The following is a 14,607-nucleotide window of genomic DNA, read 5'->3' on the forward strand; positions in this document are numbered from 1 at the left end:
ATTATTATTAAATAAGATTTGCTAAGCGCAGAGCAGGCTCTTCCAAAGTCTTTATCTGTGTTCGCAGTGCCAATAATTGATCGTACCAATACTGTTCAGAGGTAAACCAAGGAAAGTATTTGGGGAAAGCGGGATCACTCCAGCGCAGAGCAAGCCAAGCGCTATAACTTAACATGCGCAGCGCTCGTAGGCTTTCAATTAAATGCAATTGTGCGTAATCAAAATCACAAAATTCTTGGTAGCCCTCAATTAGCTCACTAATTTGCTGACAACGCTCCTCATAGCTACCTTCTAACAACATCCAAAAATCTTGCACGGCAGGCCCTGTTTTACTGTCATCTAAATCCACGATAAAAAAAGCCTCATCGCGATATAGTAAATTGCCAGGGTGACAGTCACCATGAATACGAATTGCCTGATATGGACGCTGGCGCATGATATGCGACACTTTTTCAACCAACTGAGCACTGGCCTTTTCCCAGTCCGCCTGTAACTTTTTTGGAATAAAATGGCTATCAAGCAACGTTTGGCGGGCTTTTATGCCGTACGTTTGCACATTAAGACTATGTCTATGCTTAAACTTGTGGCTAGCACCTACGGCATGCATGCGACCTAGCAATTGCCCGAGCCGATAGAGCTGCTCAAGATTGCCAGGTTCTGGAGCATAACCCCCTTGGCGCGGGAATAAGGCAAAACGATAGCCTTCAAATTCAAATAAACTTTGCTGATCAAATATTAAAGGTTGAACAACAGGTACATCACAGTCAGCTAGCTGGGCAGTAAATGCATGTTCTTCCAGAATTTGCGCATTAGTCCAACGCTCTGGACGATAGAACTTAGCAATGACAGGCGCTTGTTCCTCGATACCCACTTGATACACGCGGTTCTCATAACTATTAAGTGGCATAATGCGTGCATCAGAAAGCAGCCCTAAGCTTTCAACAGCATTTAACACAAGGTCAGGCGACAATGCTGCAAAAGGATGTTCAGACATATTGCCCTCGACATTTAGGCGGCTAAATGCTGTTAGCATTGTCCTTTATCTAAGCAGATGCAAGTGCTTCACTTCAGAAAACACTAATTTTTTATCATCTTCTCTAGCGCTTTGAATTTAAACAAATTATATGAAAGATTTACTTTATCAAAATATGGCGTTAGCACAGTTTGATAATGCCGCCACTAGTCGCTCAGATGCAGGGTAGTATATCTAGACAGAGCGTGATTGTAGCAGCGGGTGTTTAGCACAGCAGAACAGATTATGCGTCTTAAGTTAAGGCTAATGCGCAAAATAAGTAGGCGTTGGCTGCAAGCTGATGCGTTCTCAATCTAGAGCTTTCACTTAACTGCCTAAACGGGTCATGTATTTTAGGTATTTTGAACAACACAGGATTGTTAGCTAGCCTTAGTGTAAGCCTAAGTTGAGAGTTAAATCGAAAATACATTTTACAGCTTTAATATTAGACATTGCTCTGGCAACGGGGAACAGGGACAGTGCGCAGCGCAGAACTATCCTTAGAGCAAAATAGCAAAGCGAGCTTAGTGCTTACCAAGGGTTTGGCAAATGCTCTTTCCAGTCATAAGGTAAAAGCTGTGCAAGGCTAACCACCACGCCATTTTGCACTTCTACTAGGGCATTACGATTGTGCTTATTTAACTGACTAATTAGCTCTCGACAGCGGCCACATGGGGGCAGTGCATTACCTTGGCTGTCTACAGCAACAAAGGCTTTTACGCGGCACTCTCCATGTTTAAGCATTTCTGCCACAGCAGCATGCTCAGCACAAAAGCCCAAAGAACACGCAGTATCAATACTGACCCCGGTGTACACATTTCCAGCATCAGTTTGAATGGCAGCGCCAACGTGGCCATAACCAATATAACCATTAAGTTGTTTAGGCGTTGCCACCTTAAGTGCAATTTTTTTTAGATCAAGATTAATATTCATATAAGACCCTACATGAAGTTTAAGATTGTTAATTAGCTAGTGATGCGGCTATGAAAAAGCAGTGGTGTAGGCTGGTTTTTTAGTAAGAATACCGACAGATAGGTTAAAAACTACTCGATAGTTATTATTAGATCGACTACTCTATCTATTATTATAAAAGGTCTAATAAATCGTCAATACAAATATGTATGCGCCTATGAATGAGCACTTGTATTGCTCAAAAACTCAGTCTATTTTGCAGGTTGCTGAGCTAGAGGAGGCTGATATGAAATTAGCCGCTAGACTTGTATTTACAGCATTCTCGAGCAAGTTTAGTTCTATTCAGTCCTTATCTGAAGTTCAGCAGCTAGCCCTATTTGAACAGCTGTGGCTGTTGCACAGTGCAAATCAGTATGAGGCTCAATTTGTTATAAAAAACCAAGGTCAAGTTATTGCTACTTTCGCTATTATTAGCAACATGCCCCGCGTTGAGCCGCGTAAAAAACCACAGCTTAGGTATGTAAGCCTAATCAAAAACTATGGCTTGTTTAGTGTGTGTAGAATGTGGCTAGTCTGTAGTTTATTTGATTACAAGCCCAATAAAAAAGAAGCCTATATTGCGTATATTGCTGTTGCAGAGAATCAGCAAAAACGAGGGGTAGGATCAGTCATTTTGGACTACGCCCAACACTACGCACGTAATTTACTTAAAAAATCGCATCTTTCACTCTATGTGGCCCAAAACAATTTGGCGGCTGCTGCGCTATATAAGCGGCATGGCTTTGTGGAAAGACGCAAGCAAAAGTCATGGTTAACTGCAGGTTTAACGCGAGTAACGAGCTGGTCTTATCAGGTAAAAGAGCTATAGTCTTAAAAACATATTTGATAATAATTATCATTCAATGTATGGTTGGTAGTTTTTAAAGGTACCCGCCTTGGACAGCACTGCATCCTTGCTAGCTATCTATTATGTGCAAAGAGAACGATTACTAAAGTATGTAATACGGTTATTAGGTGACGGTGAGCAAGCTCAAGATATTATCCAAGATATGTGGTTAAAACTTGCCCAATCGCAAAAATCTAAGATAGCAAGTCCTTCTAGCTATTTGTTTCGCATGGCACATAACCTTGTTATTGATCATCTACGCACGCATAAATTATCCATTAATAAGCTAGAGGAGTTTTATTTGCTGAGCATACAGCAAAGTACGCTGACATCTGATTCACTCACTTTAGATGAACGCCAGCAGATATTGCACAAGATGCTTGATAGCCAACCTAAACGTTTACAGCAAATTTTTTGTTTGTACTACAAACAGGGCTATACCATGGTGCAAGTTGCTGATGTAGCAGGGATTTCTTTAGGACAGGTGCACAGGTTATTGAATCTATTTGAACAAAATTGCCGCTGTTTTCTTAGCCAAAATAATAAAAAGTAAAAAAGTTTGAAATTTTCTCAAGTAGATACGTCTTTAAAAGTTATTGATTATCATTATCTTTTAAAGGTGCTCAGGTGTTACACAAATCCGCTCAATACTGGTTTTGCAGCTGCCTATTGGCTGCGTCTTCAGCCTTCAATATTGCGTATGCTCAGATTGATCTAACCGCTACTTATCCATTTTCTTTACAAGCCCACAGCTTATCTGATGCCTTGCAACAACTGTCTAAACAGGCACACATCACTGTGCAGTTGGAAAAAGATATTCCACAAATTCACAAAAATATACATTTCAATAGGTCAGCAACACTTCCAGCAGTACTTAATGAGATGTTAGATGGCACAGGTTTTTCTTGGAAGCTAGATGCAAACGATCAGATTCTTATTTCTACAGTTAATAAAGGCGCGCCAATTAAAACACCTGATATGTTAATTACGGCGCAAATAGATGAATATCAAAGCAGTATGACGATTAATCGAGAGTTGATTGAGCGTATGCCGTCAGGCAATGGAGATATTACTAGCATGCTTAAGCTTAATCCTCATGTGCAGTTTGATGATAAGCAGCTAAGTAGCTTTACTCCTGGTGAAATTAATCCCGCTAACATCAGTATTAACGGCGCTAAGTTTTATCAAAATGCTTTTGTTGTTGATGGCTTCAACATGAATAATGACTTAGATCCAGGGCGTTCTCAGCACCATCTTTTAGATGCAGTACCAGGCCAAAGCCAAGGGATGGCACTAGATATTGACTTGTTAGAAGAAATTACCGTGCATGACAGTAATGTGTCTGCAGCCTATGGCCATTTTAATGGTGGGGTGGTAGAAACCAAAACACGTAAACCCAAAGCTGATGGCTTACATGGCAAGTTTTCCATGCAAACCACAATGGATGCATGGACGCAATATCATGTTCATAAGAGCCAAGAGGACGCATTTGAAAACTCAGGTAGCGATTCTATGCAGCCTAAGTTTACTAAGTTGACTATAAGAGGCACTTTGGAAGGTTATTTAACAGATAACTTTGGCATGATCGGAAGTTTTGACCGCAAACTATCAACTATTCCTTTAAGTTTATATTCTGCCAATAATGTCGATACTATGGGGTACTACGAGGAAAAGCAGCATAGAAAAATTGATAATTATTTTCTTAAAAGCATGTGGCAAGCATCGGACCATTTAAGTATTGATAGCACTATTACGTATGCGCCAAGTACGAGTTCATATTTTAGAGCAAACTCAGTTAATTCAGGCTATGACATTAAAAATGGAGGCATGCAACTAGGTACCACATGGCGCTGGGACGGTGATTGGGCAATTTATGAACATGGTGTCTTGTATGGCGCTTTAGAACAAAGCCGCCGCTCAGAGAGTGACGATTGGTTTACTTGGCAAAAAAGTGAGACTAAGCCTTGGGGAATAGGAAACAAGCCTAGCACTATGAGCCTTGAAGGTGGCTATGGCAATGTTGATCAAAAGCAAAAAAGCTGGCAGTACAAATTCGACATGAAACTGCATCCTATAGCCTTCGCTAATACTACGCACCGTATTCGTGCTGGGTTAGATTTCAGCTGGAAAAAGTATAACTATGAGCGTGTCACTGAAAGTAATACCTATGTAATGGCGAAATCAACCAATACTTGTATCCGAAGCGATGGAACCCTAGATAATGCCTGTTCTATGGGCACCACTATAAAAGGTTTTCCAGGCCAGTATCTTTCACAACGAACCAGTTTTAAACAAGGTGAGTTTTCGTTTAGTACGCGAGAACTAGGCGCTTATATTGAAGATGATATGAGTTTTGGCCGTTTTAGTGTGCGTCCTGGCTTGCGTATAGACAATGACAGCTTTATGCAAAAAACAACAGTTGCCCCACGGTTAAGCATGCAATTTGATGTGTTTGATGACAGTAGTTCCGTAATTACTGCAGGTGTAAACCGCTATTATGGGCGAAGTATAGCAGCTTGGGGCTTAGAGGATGGGCGTAATCGTTTACGTTTTACTGAGCGCCGCACAGATATCAACAGTCCTTGGCAAGCTACTGCTCATGCACCTAATAATAGTTTATTTCAAAAGCTTGATGTGCCTTATGACGACGAGTTAATGCTTGGTTTTAAGCAAAGCATGGGATGGGCTGATATTGGTATTAAAGTGGTGCAGCGCGAGGGTAAAAAACAAGTGATTGAAGTTACAGGTAAGCGCGCAGGAGTAGAGCCAACAGACCCTAACTTGGCTAAGAACTTTAAAGTTTATACGAATAATGGGCAAAGTAAGGATCGTATCCTATCTATCACCGCACAGAATAATCAACTGCTTGATTTTGCGGGTATGCAGCATAATGTTTTGGTCGCCTTGGACTTTAGGCAAAGTAAGCGTTCAGCGCCTAGTTATCGTGAGGAAGGTTTGTCTGATTATGACAGCGAGCGTTATCAAGACAACCCTTATATTAGCTATAAAGGGAGTGTTATTCGTTATCGAGATAGACCCGCTGCAAACTATAACCGCCCATGGACATTGCGTGCTAATTTGATTAGCTATATAGAGCCGCTGGATTTAACAGTGACTAATTTTTTCCGCTTACGTGATGGTTATACACAAATTGTGAAAACCAGTGAGAAGATGGAGTACCAAGGCACGCCTATTGATGTCTATGAAGAAAAGCATTACTCCAAGGCCTTCACTTGGGATATGCGTTTAGGCTGGGAGAAATACTTAGCGCAAGATCAATCTGTATTTATTAATGTGGATATCAACAATCTATTAAATGCACGTAGTGTGATGGGTAATACGTCTGGGTTGAATTCAGTAGAAACCTATGAGATAGGTCGTCAATTTTGGTTAGAAGTTGGGTATAAGTTTTAATGCGCTTTGCCTATTTTCTTTTGATTATATTTAGCTTTAGCCTTTACAACTTAGCTAAAGCAGAAACTCAGCCAAAGTGCGTTATTGAGCATGCCGCTGGCGTAGACTTTACCTGTTTACGCCAATGGTATAGCCAAGCCCCTGCACTCTGGCCAGCGCCCTTTATTGAGGAAAATATAACGTGGACAGAATTAGCAGCCTTACCTGAGCAAGCGCTATCGCCTGAATCAAATCCTTTTACTGAAGCTAAGCGCGCCTTGGGTGAAAAGTTATTTTTTGATCCTCTTTTATCAGGTTCAAAGCAAGTATCTTGTGCCAGTTGTCATGAACCACGGTTAGCCTTTGCGGATGCGCGGCGTGTATCTATTGGGCATGCACAGCAAGAAGGGAGACGGAATGCGCCTTCTGTAGTTGCCAGTAGTTTGTTTGAGCTGTTATTTTGGGATGGGCGCAAAGCAAGCTTAGAAGAACAGGCGCTTGCCCCTATTATTGACCCAGTGGAAATGGCGTTTAGCATTCAAGAATTAGAGCACAGATTACAAGCTGATAGCACCTATATTGCGTACTTTGAGCAGGTATTCCACGATAAACCAAAGGCTATTTATGTTGGGCAGGCTCTAGCAACCTATCAACGCAGTTTGCTACCTAAAGACACAGACTTTGAGCGTTTTATGCAGGGGCAGAATACAGCGTTAAGCGACCAAGCACTATATGGTTTGCATTTATTTCGAACAAAAGGGCGCTGTTTAAATTGTCATCAAGGTGCTGCTTTATCTGATCAGCAGTTTCATAATTTAGGGCTGACCTATTATGGTCGCAAGTATGAGGACTTAGGGCGCTATGAGGTAACAGCTAAAGCAGAAGATGTGGGGGCTTTTCGCACACCATCATTGCGTTTAGTGAGCCGAACAGGACCTTGGATGCATAATGGACTATTCCCTAATCTTGAGGGTATTTTAAATATGTATAATGCTGGCATGCCCACAATTACACCTAATGCTGAGCAAATAAAGGATCCCTTATTTCCGAAAAAGTCACCGCTACTACAGCCTTTACAGCTCAATTCAGATGAGTTGTTTGCATTAAAAGCATTCCTACAAAGCTTATAAACAAAAAATACTGAATAAGCTGCCCCTAAAAAGCTGCACATCTTTTTAGGGGCAGCAGCTCAGGCTAGGTGGTTTTTTTAGAACACTAAACTAACCAAAAATTAGCCATAAAATTCCGAGAATAATGGCCCATTTAACCGTGTAGTAGAGCGTTTTATTGTATTTTTTAAGACGCTTACCTTGTTCACGTATTTTATATAAATATTTAAAGACGCGATTTATCCCGCCTGTACGGTCGTTTTCATCATTGGGCGCAGCCGCCGCGCTGAGAAGATAACGACCTAAAAAATAATTTATCTTTTGTGCCCAGTGATATTTCATTGGCCGCTCAATATCACAAAAGAAAATTAAACGATCTTGTCCGCTTTTATTTTCTGCATAGTGAATAAAGGTTTCATCGAAAATAACATCTTGGCCATCACGCCAGCTGTAAGAAATGCCATCAACATTAATAAAACAACGGTCGTCATTAGGCGTGGCAATACCTAAATGGTAGCGCAAGGAGCCTGCATAAGGGTCACGATGACGAGGCAGGCGGCTATCATCAGGTAATAGCGTAAACATGGCTGCCTTAATACTAGGAATATTACGCACCAACTCCGTGGTTTTAGGGCATAACTCAATAGCAGAGGGATGATTGTCTTCATACCATTTAAGGTAAAACCGCTTCCAGCCAGTTTTGAAAAAGGAGTTAAAGCCAGCATCGTCACGTTTGTCTGAGGCGGCAATACGTTGCATTTCTTGCAGACGTAAACCTTCTTCACGGATCATTTGCCAGTTATCACGTAAAATCTGCAATTCTGGAAAGGTGGCAGTAGGCAGGTAAGGTTTATTAGGTACTTTTGAAAATAAGTACATAAAAGCGTTGATAGGCGCCATAAATGTTGAATGATCGGCGAATTGGCGAAAAAACTTATAGCGTACTCGCCCACGATACTGAACATAAAACACGCTCAATATAAAAATAGCCAGAACTATATATTTCATGGTCAGCGACCTAAGACACCAAACGAGGAAGGTAAAAATGAAGCTAGCCAATGTAGCAAAAAAAATAGTTTTATTAAATATTCTGAAATAAATAGATATAAATAAATAAGTTATTTTAAGCATATATTATGTAGCGTCTTAATGTCGCAAGGGTTTGTAATTAGCGCCATTAAGTCTGATTATGAGCTATATGCTTAGCATGACTAAGGTGAGTCAGCCATGTTTTCAATATTAAATCGCCGCCCTATTATATTCAGTTTGCTTGCTATCTTGACTGCCGTTGTTGTGGGAGTGCTAGTAGGTCAAGTGGCATTAGAAAATAAAGATCATTCTGCTCAGCTCAATGAAGCTGGCATTATACTATTACCCGAAGCTCGTGACATTCCAGCCGTAACCTTATCTGGCAGTGATGGCAAAGAACAGCTGATGAGTGATTTAACAGGCCAATGGACGCTGGTATTTTTCGGCTATACCTTTTGCCCTGATATTTGCCCTACAACCTTGTCTGAACTGCGCCAAATTAAACAAAAGTTGCCCAAGGTTACCAAAGATAAATTACGTATCGTTATGATCAGTGTTGACCCTGATCGCGACACACCTGAGCAACTTAAAGAATATATGAAGTTTTTTGATCCTGAGTTTATTGGTTATGCAGGGAAAATGAGTGATATTCAAGTATTGAGTAGCCGCATGAGCATTCCTTTTGTGCCTGGGGATAAGTCTAAGGAGTATTACACTGTTGATCACAGTGGTAATCTTGCCTTGCTTGATCCTACTGGGGTTCAGCGGGGTTTTATTCGCGCGCCTTTAGATATTGAAAAGCTTGTGCGCGCCTTGCCTCAACTGATTAAGTGATCTTCAAATAAGGTTTTTATGCATTAAATTCCATATTTGTAAATTGTTTATTCCTTTTTCTTATAAATAAATGCGTAATATTTATTGGTAATTAAAACAGCATCTACCTACTCTGCAAGCCATTAAAAACACTAAAAAGCTTGATAGAGACAGTCGCATGAGCAGCCAATTAGTCATTCCCAGCACGTGGTTAAGTACTTTGCCAGTAGGTGAGGTGGCGTTAATTGGCGCAGGACCAGGTGATCCCAGCCTATTAACACTTAGAGCTTGGAGTTTATTAGGACAGGCTGACGTGGTTGTTTATGATCGCCTGGTAAATCCTGAAATTCTGCAGAGTTTACCTTCTCATTGTGAGCAATATTATGTTGGTAAAACAGCAGGTAACCATAGTTTGCCACAAGAACAAATTAACCAATTACTGGTTGATTTAGCTAAGCAGCGTAAACGAGTCGTGCGCTTAAAAGGTGGTGATCCTTTTATTTTTGGGCGTGGTGGTGAAGAGCTAGAACATTTATTAAAGTATCAAGTAGCTTGCCAAGTAGTACCTGGGATTACAGCCGCTTCTGCTTGTACAACCTATGCAGGTATTCCGTTAACTCATCGCGGAGTGGCGCAATCTTGCCAGTTTATTACTGGGCATTTGCAGCAAGATGGCGAGTTAGCTCTAGATTGGCAGCGTTTAGCTGCACCAGGCCAAACCCTAGTGTTTTATATGGGGCTCAGTGCCTTGGCAACTATTAGCCAACAATTACAAGCAGCTGGCTTAGCCGCAACTACGCCTGCTGCGTTAATTGGCAATGGGACTTACGCCAAGCAGCAAGTACTACGTGCCAACTTAGCAGATTTACCAGCGCTAGCAGAATTACAGCAAGCTAAGCCGCCTAGTTTGATTGTGATTGGGCAAGTAGTAGGGTTATTTGACCCTGCTAGTTTGAATTTTCCATCCTATTTTAGTACAGATAAATCCACATGCTGAGCAACAGAATCTGCATTAGCTGGCGTTAGAAAAGGAACTACGCCAAGACAAGGAGCCGGCATCAGCTGTGTTAACGTAGCCAAGTTTTCTGGTAGACGAGAGGTGTTAGGGTCAATAATATTAGCGACCCAGCCTGCCAATTTAAGCCCATCAGCTTTAATGGCTTCTGCAGTGAGTAACGCATGGCTAATGCAACCTAAGCGCACGCCTACTACTAAAATAACAGGTAACTTAATAGCTTTTGCCAAATCAGATAAAAATTCAGTAGCCGATAACGGCACTCGCCAGCCACCTGCGCCTTCTACTACAACAAAATCCGCCTGTTGCGCGAGCACATGATCAATAGCTGGTTGTAGAGCGTGTACGCTTAATTCGGTATTAGACTCTTGAGCAGCAATATGTGGCGCAATTGCGGGAGCAAAGGCGAAAGGGTTGATGTGCTCATAATTCAGCTTAAGGCTAGATTCGGCCATTAATGCTAACGCATCGCTGTTACGTAGCCCGTCAGCGGTTTGTTGGCAACCAGAAGCCACAGGCTTGATTGCCAGTGTGGCGTAACCTAGTTGTTGCGCGCGGCAGAGTAGTCCTGCGGCTATACTGGTTTTACCTACATCAGTGTCTGTTCCTGCAATAAAGTACGCCTGCATGTTTAACCTTCTTTTCGTAATACGCCATACACAATTTGCCAGGTAGCAGGTAGCCCCTGAGGCTGGCGAAACTTCTCATAAGCTTGAGTGAGCGCAAGTAAATCCTGACGGCTACTGAGCCCTGTTTTGCGTCCTCGATTGAGATTGTTCGCACCTAAGTATTTGAGTTCGTGGGTAAGTCCACGTAGTTGTGGGTAGTGCAACACATGGGCTCTTTGTTCTAACTGAACAATACTCAAACAACTGTTTTGGCAAAGGTGCTGATAATCTGAAAACTGTCGAAACTGGTTAACATGCACGGCATTGTCAACCTGCTGCCAACTATGCTTTAGCTCATGCAGTGTGCCTGTACATAGGCTGCTAAATGCAAAAATGCCATTAGGTTTGAGTACTTTGGCCGCTTCACTGAGTACTTTAGAAAAGTCGCTGCACCACTGTAAGGCTAAGCTACTAAACAGCAGATCAGTACTATTAACGGCTAGCGGGAGGTTCTCTGCATCGCCCGCAATATAATAGTGTGCGCTTCGTCGTGCTTTGGCCTGTTGCAGCATGCCAAAGGCTAGGTCTAGACAAGTACCTGTTGCTTGGGGGAACTGCTGTTGTAATTGGCGACTAAAAAAACCTGTGCCTGCACCTAAATCAACCCATTGTGTAATGGGCTGCTGAATCACAAGTTGTGCTAATAATTGTTCGCCCACAAGGCGTTGTAAGTGTGCAACGCTATCATAGGTGCTGGCGGCTTTAGAGAATGACTGGGCAACTAACTGTTTGTCGGGTAGGCAATAGTTCATGGGTGTGCCTGCATCAATTCGCTGATTTTTTCTGCACAAAAGGTTGCTTGCTCCAGCACAAACGCATGGCCGCCTTGCAGGCTTATGCAATGTGTTATTTGGCTCATTGGTTTTATGGCACTAGCAGGTACAAGGGCGTCATCAGTAGCTAGCAGATGTAACTGTGGAATAGAGCAGTGCAATACAGGCTGATTATTAAGTTGAGCAAGAATTTCTAAGCCAAAGGTTGCTTGCTCAGCAGATAAATCTTGGATTGTTTGCAGTTGTTTGCGCACTGCTTTGATATCTTTTGAACCTTGAGCGCAAAGCATGACAAAACGCTTTAAGGTGCTGCTCAGTTGCTCTTTACAACCAGTTAAAAAAGCCTCAAATACTGTACTTGGCATTGCATATGGCCAAGTGTCTTGGGCGATAAAGCTGGCGTTGCTCGCAAGGCTAATAATGCCTTTATAGCGTTTTGCTTGGCGGGCAGCGAGTTGCATCGCGAGCATACCGCCTAAGGACCAACCAACAAGCCAACTATCTTCTGCTAGAGTTTGCTCTGTTAACGTGAGCGCTTCTTCAAGCTGATTGGATCTCCATAAAGGCAGCGTATGCACATTAATATTGGCGTCTGGCAAGAGGCTCTGTAGTGCCTGTTGTAGAGGTGCTAGTGCACTAGCATCAATGCCCCAGCCAGGTAATAGCTCAACTTTCACGTAGTATCTCCTGCCATGTACAAATTAAGGCAGTTGTTAGCTGCTCAACATGCGCTGTTGTGTGGGCTGCTGTTAAGGTAATACGTAGTCGAGCGCTACCCTGTGCAACTGTAGGCGGGCGAATGGCGCTTACAATTAAACCCTGTTCGCGTAATTTTGCGGCAAGTTGCATCGCTTTGCTGCTATCACCAACAATAATGGGCTGAATTGGAGTTGGGCTGTCTAATAAAGGAATATCCGCTGCCAAGATGGCTTCACGAAACTGCTTTACCAGCGCCTTTAAATGCTCGCGCCGCCATGGCTCAGCTTGGCTGATTTTTAAGCTTTCTAAGGTAGCACAGGCAATAGCAGGGGATTGACTAGTGGTGTAAATATAGGGGCGGGCAAATTGAATCATGTATTCAATCAGTTCTTCACTGCCAGCAATAAAAGCACCAGAACTGCCAAAGGCTTTCCCTAAGGTGCCAACCAGTACCGGCACATCGGCAAGGCCTAGGCCAAAATGCTCTACGCAGCCGCCGCCTTGTGCGCCTAATACACCTAAACCGTGGGCATCATCTACCATGCACCAAGCGCCATGCGCTTTGCTGAGCTTGGTTATTTCAGGCAGATTGGCCAGATCTCCATCCATGCTGAAGACACCATCAGTTACAACCAAGGTGTTGCCTTGCGCTTTGCTAAGCCGCTGCGCAAGGCTTTGCATGTCGTTATGTAAATAACGTGAGAAACGAACGCCTGCTAAAATTCCCGCATCAAGCAAGGATGCATGGTTGAGGCGATCATGTAACAGACTATCTGTTTTGCCAACAAGCGCAGTAATAGCCGCTAAGTTAGCCATATAGCCTGTGCTAAAAAGTAAAGCGCGTGGGCGCTGTGTTAGTTGGGCTAAGGCTTCTTCCAATTGATGATGCGCTTGGCTATGTCCAATCACAAGATGCGAAGCGCCACCGCCCACACCATAACGACGTGCGCCTGCATGCAAGGCGCTAACCAGTTGTGGATGATTGGCCAAACCCAGATAATCGTTAGAACAAAAGGCAATATAGGTTTTACCGTCAACTATCACCTGTGCGCCTTGTGGGCTTTCTAGTAAGGGGCGTTGGCGATATAAGTGCTGTGCTTGTTGTTGTGCTAAGCGAGCAGAAAGATCAAAACTCATGGTATTCACATAATGCCACTCTTAACGAGTAGCATTGTTGTTAGGCATTGCTAGCGTTATAGAACATAGAAGCATCGCGTTGCTCTTGCAAGGCATGCTCAATGGCGGCTTGGTGCACTTCATCGGCATATTCTTCGCGCTCTTCAGGCTTGATACCTAGGCGTTCAAATAGCAATAGATCTTTATCTGCTTGTGGGTTGCCAGTGGTTAGCAGTTTTTCGCCGTAGAAGATGGAGTTCGCTCCTGCAAAAAAGGCTAAAGCTTGCATTTGATCATTCATTTGCTCGCGCCCAGCCGATAAACGAACATGCGATTTTGGCATCATGATGCGTGCTACAGCTAGCATGCGAATAAAGTCAAAAGGATCTACATCTTTTTCGTTTTCTAATGGTGTACCTTCGACTTTAACCAGCATGTTAATAGGTACGCTTTCTGGGTGTTCTGGCAGGTTTGCCAATTGTATTAGCAGGCCAATACGATCATCTAAGCTTTCACCTAAGCCCAAAATTCCGCCTGAACAGATTTTCATACCTGCTTCGCGGACATAGTTAAGGGTTTGTAAACGATCACCATAAGTGCGTGTGGTAATAATATTGCCGTAAAATTCAGGCGATGTATCTAGATTGTGGTTGTAATAGTCTAAACCTGCTTGCGCTAGCGCTTGGGTTTGCTCCTGATCTAGGCGGCCCAAGGTCATACAGGTTTCCATGCCAAGCGCTTTTACGCCTTTGACCATTTCTAGCACATAAGGCATATCTTTAGCGCTTGGATGTTTCCAAGCGGCGCCCATGCAAAAACGTGTAGAGCCGAGTTCTTTGGCACGTTGGGCTTCTTCAAGTACCTTTTGTACTTCCATTAACTTTTCTTTTTCTAAGCCCGTATTGTAGTGGCCTGATTGCGGGCAATACTTACAGTCTTCTGGACAAGCCCCCGTTTTAATCGAAAGCAAAGTAGAAACCTGCACACGATTAGCATTGAAATGTTGGCGATGAACGCCTTGTGCTTGAAACAGTAAATCATTGAAAGGTTGAGTGAATAACGCTTTTACTTCAGCGCGAGACCAATCATGGCGTACAACGGTATTTGAGCTGCTCATGGGCATTCCTTATTGTTTACCGCTAGGCTAAGAAATCTAGCAGGATGTAATTAATAATCAGGAAG

The 14,607-nt window shown here is 42.8% G+C and carries 14 protein-coding genes; 6 read left to right on the plus strand and 8 right to left on the minus strand.

The window, feature by feature from the left end:
* Window positions 1–7: 7 nt before the first annotated feature.
* Window positions 8–994, minus strand: a complete 987-nt coding sequence (locus VQ643_RS02805) for a serine/threonine protein kinase (protein ID WP_414197752.1) — start codon at window positions 992–994, stop codon at window positions 8–10.
* Window positions 995–1,543: 549 nt separating this feature from the next.
* On the minus strand, window positions 1,544–1,945 hold the full coding sequence (locus tag VQ643_RS02810; RefSeq protein ID WP_414197753.1) for a cytidine deaminase: 402 nt from the start codon (window positions 1,943–1,945) through the stop codon (window positions 1,544–1,546).
* Window positions 1,946–2,210: 265 nt separating this feature from the next.
* On the opposite strand from VQ643_RS02810, the gene VQ643_RS02815 reads away from it, so the two are divergent.
* The 4 genes from VQ643_RS02815 to VQ643_RS02830 all read left to right on the plus strand — a co-directional run bounded on the left by VQ643_RS02815 (window position 2,211) and on the right by VQ643_RS02830 (window position 7,333).
* Window positions 2,211–2,792 (plus strand): GNAT family N-acetyltransferase, encoded by a 582-nt coding sequence (locus tag VQ643_RS02815; protein WP_414197754.1) that lies wholly within the window; start codon window positions 2,211–2,213, stop codon window positions 2,790–2,792.
* 67 nt (window positions 2,793–2,859) lie between these two features.
* Complete coding sequence (locus VQ643_RS02820) at window positions 2,860–3,363, plus strand: RNA polymerase sigma factor (RefSeq protein ID WP_414197755.1); 504 nt, start codon at window positions 2,860–2,862, stop codon at window positions 3,361–3,363.
* A 74-nt stretch (window positions 3,364–3,437) separates the two neighbouring features.
* Window positions 3,438–6,224, plus strand: coding sequence for a TonB-dependent receptor plug domain-containing protein (locus tag VQ643_RS02825; RefSeq protein WP_414197756.1), 2,787 nt, complete (start codon window positions 3,438–3,440; stop codon window positions 6,222–6,224).
* Window positions 6,224–7,333 (plus strand): cytochrome-c peroxidase, encoded by a 1,110-nt coding sequence (locus VQ643_RS02830; protein ID WP_414197757.1) that lies wholly within the window; start codon window positions 6,224–6,226, stop codon window positions 7,331–7,333. The genes VQ643_RS02825 and VQ643_RS02830 overlap by 1 nt, the downstream gene beginning before the upstream one ends.
* Before the next feature lie 90 nt (window positions 7,334–7,423).
* On the opposite strand, the gene lpxO is transcribed toward VQ643_RS02830, so the two are convergent.
* Window positions 7,424–8,320: a lipid A hydroxylase LpxO gene (gene lpxO / locus VQ643_RS02835; protein ID WP_414197758.1), complete on the minus strand. Its 897-nt coding sequence runs from the start codon at window positions 8,318–8,320 to the stop codon at window positions 7,424–7,426.
* A 219-nt stretch (window positions 8,321–8,539) separates the two neighbouring features.
* On the opposite strand from lpxO, the gene VQ643_RS02840 reads away from it, so the two are divergent.
* Together VQ643_RS02840 and cobA are read left to right on the plus strand one after the other, a co-directional pair.
* Window positions 8,540–9,175, plus strand: coding sequence for an SCO family protein (locus VQ643_RS02840; protein WP_414197759.1), 636 nt, complete (start codon window positions 8,540–8,542; stop codon window positions 9,173–9,175).
* A 157-nt stretch (window positions 9,176–9,332) separates the two neighbouring features.
* Entirely contained in the window at window positions 9,333–10,151 is an 819-nt protein-coding gene (gene cobA, locus VQ643_RS02845) for a uroporphyrinogen-III C-methyltransferase (RefSeq protein WP_414197760.1), read from the plus strand.
* Here cobA and bioD read toward each other — a convergent pair.
* Genes bioD through bioB form a run of 5 tightly spaced genes read right to left on the minus strand, consistent with a single transcriptional unit; the run spans window position 10,121 to window position 14,542 of the window.
* Window positions 10,121–10,798 (minus strand): dethiobiotin synthase, encoded by a 678-nt coding sequence (gene bioD / locus VQ643_RS02850; RefSeq protein WP_414197761.1) that lies wholly within the window; start codon window positions 10,796–10,798, stop codon window positions 10,121–10,123. The two genes, cobA and bioD, sit on opposite strands and share 31 nt — an antisense overlap.
* A 2-nt stretch (window positions 10,799–10,800) precedes the next feature.
* Entirely contained in the window at window positions 10,801–11,589 is a 789-nt protein-coding gene (bioC, locus tag VQ643_RS02855; RefSeq protein WP_414197762.1) for a malonyl-ACP O-methyltransferase BioC, read from the minus strand.
* Window positions 11,586–12,287 (minus strand): alpha/beta fold hydrolase, encoded by a 702-nt coding sequence (locus tag VQ643_RS02860; protein WP_414197763.1) that lies wholly within the window; start codon window positions 12,285–12,287, stop codon window positions 11,586–11,588. The genes bioC and VQ643_RS02860 overlap by 4 nt, the downstream gene beginning before the upstream one ends.
* Complete coding sequence (bioF, locus tag VQ643_RS02865) at window positions 12,277–13,446, minus strand: 8-amino-7-oxononanoate synthase (RefSeq protein ID WP_414197764.1); 1,170 nt, start codon at window positions 13,444–13,446, stop codon at window positions 12,277–12,279. Before bioF ends, VQ643_RS02860 begins: the two co-directional genes overlap by 11 nt.
* 40 nt (window positions 13,447–13,486) lie before the next feature.
* Window positions 13,487–14,542, minus strand: coding sequence for a biotin synthase BioB (bioB, locus tag VQ643_RS02870; RefSeq protein WP_414197765.1), 1,056 nt, complete (start codon window positions 14,540–14,542; stop codon window positions 13,487–13,489).
* Window positions 14,543–14,607: the final 65 nt, after the last annotated feature.

Source organism: Pseudomonas sp. F1_0610 (assembly GCF_047470865.1).
Taxonomy (GTDB): domain Bacteria; phylum Pseudomonadota; class Gammaproteobacteria; order Pseudomonadales; family Pseudomonadaceae; genus JAZDRH01.

Coding starts and splice junctions, on each gene's coding strand:
- VQ643_RS02815 (WP_414197754.1), top strand. CDS start 2,211: ATGAAATTAGCCGCTAGACTTGTATTTACAGCATTCTCGAGCAAGTTT.
- VQ643_RS02840 (WP_414197759.1), top strand. CDS start 8,540: ATGTTTTCAATATTAAATCGCCGCCCTATTATATTCAGTTTGCTTGCT.
- bioD (WP_414197761.1), bottom strand. CDS start 10,798: ATGCAGGCGTACTTTATTGCAGGAACAGACACTGATGTAGGTAAAACC.
- lpxO (WP_414197758.1), bottom strand. CDS start 8,320: ATGAAATATATAGTTCTGGCTATTTTTATATTGAGCGTGTTTTATGTT.
- VQ643_RS02810 (WP_414197753.1), bottom strand. CDS start 1,945: ATGAATATTAATCTTGATCTAAAAAAAATTGCACTTAAGGTGGCAACG.
- cobA (WP_414197760.1), top strand. CDS start 9,333: ATGAGCAGCCAATTAGTCATTCCCAGCACGTGGTTAAGTACTTTGCCA.
- bioF (WP_414197764.1), bottom strand. CDS start 13,446: ATGAGTTTTGATCTTTCTGCTCGCTTAGCACAACAACAAGCACAGCAC.
- bioC (WP_414197762.1), bottom strand. CDS start 11,589: ATGAACTATTGCCTACCCGACAAACAGTTAGTTGCCCAGTCATTCTCT.
- bioB (WP_414197765.1), bottom strand. CDS start 14,542: ATGAGCAGCTCAAATACCGTTGTACGCCATGATTGGTCTCGCGCTGAA.
- VQ643_RS02805 (WP_414197752.1), bottom strand. CDS start 994: ATGTCTGAACATCCTTTTGCAGCATTGTCGCCTGACCTTGTGTTAAAT.
- VQ643_RS02830 (WP_414197757.1), top strand. CDS start 6,224: ATGCGCTTTGCCTATTTTCTTTTGATTATATTTAGCTTTAGCCTTTAC.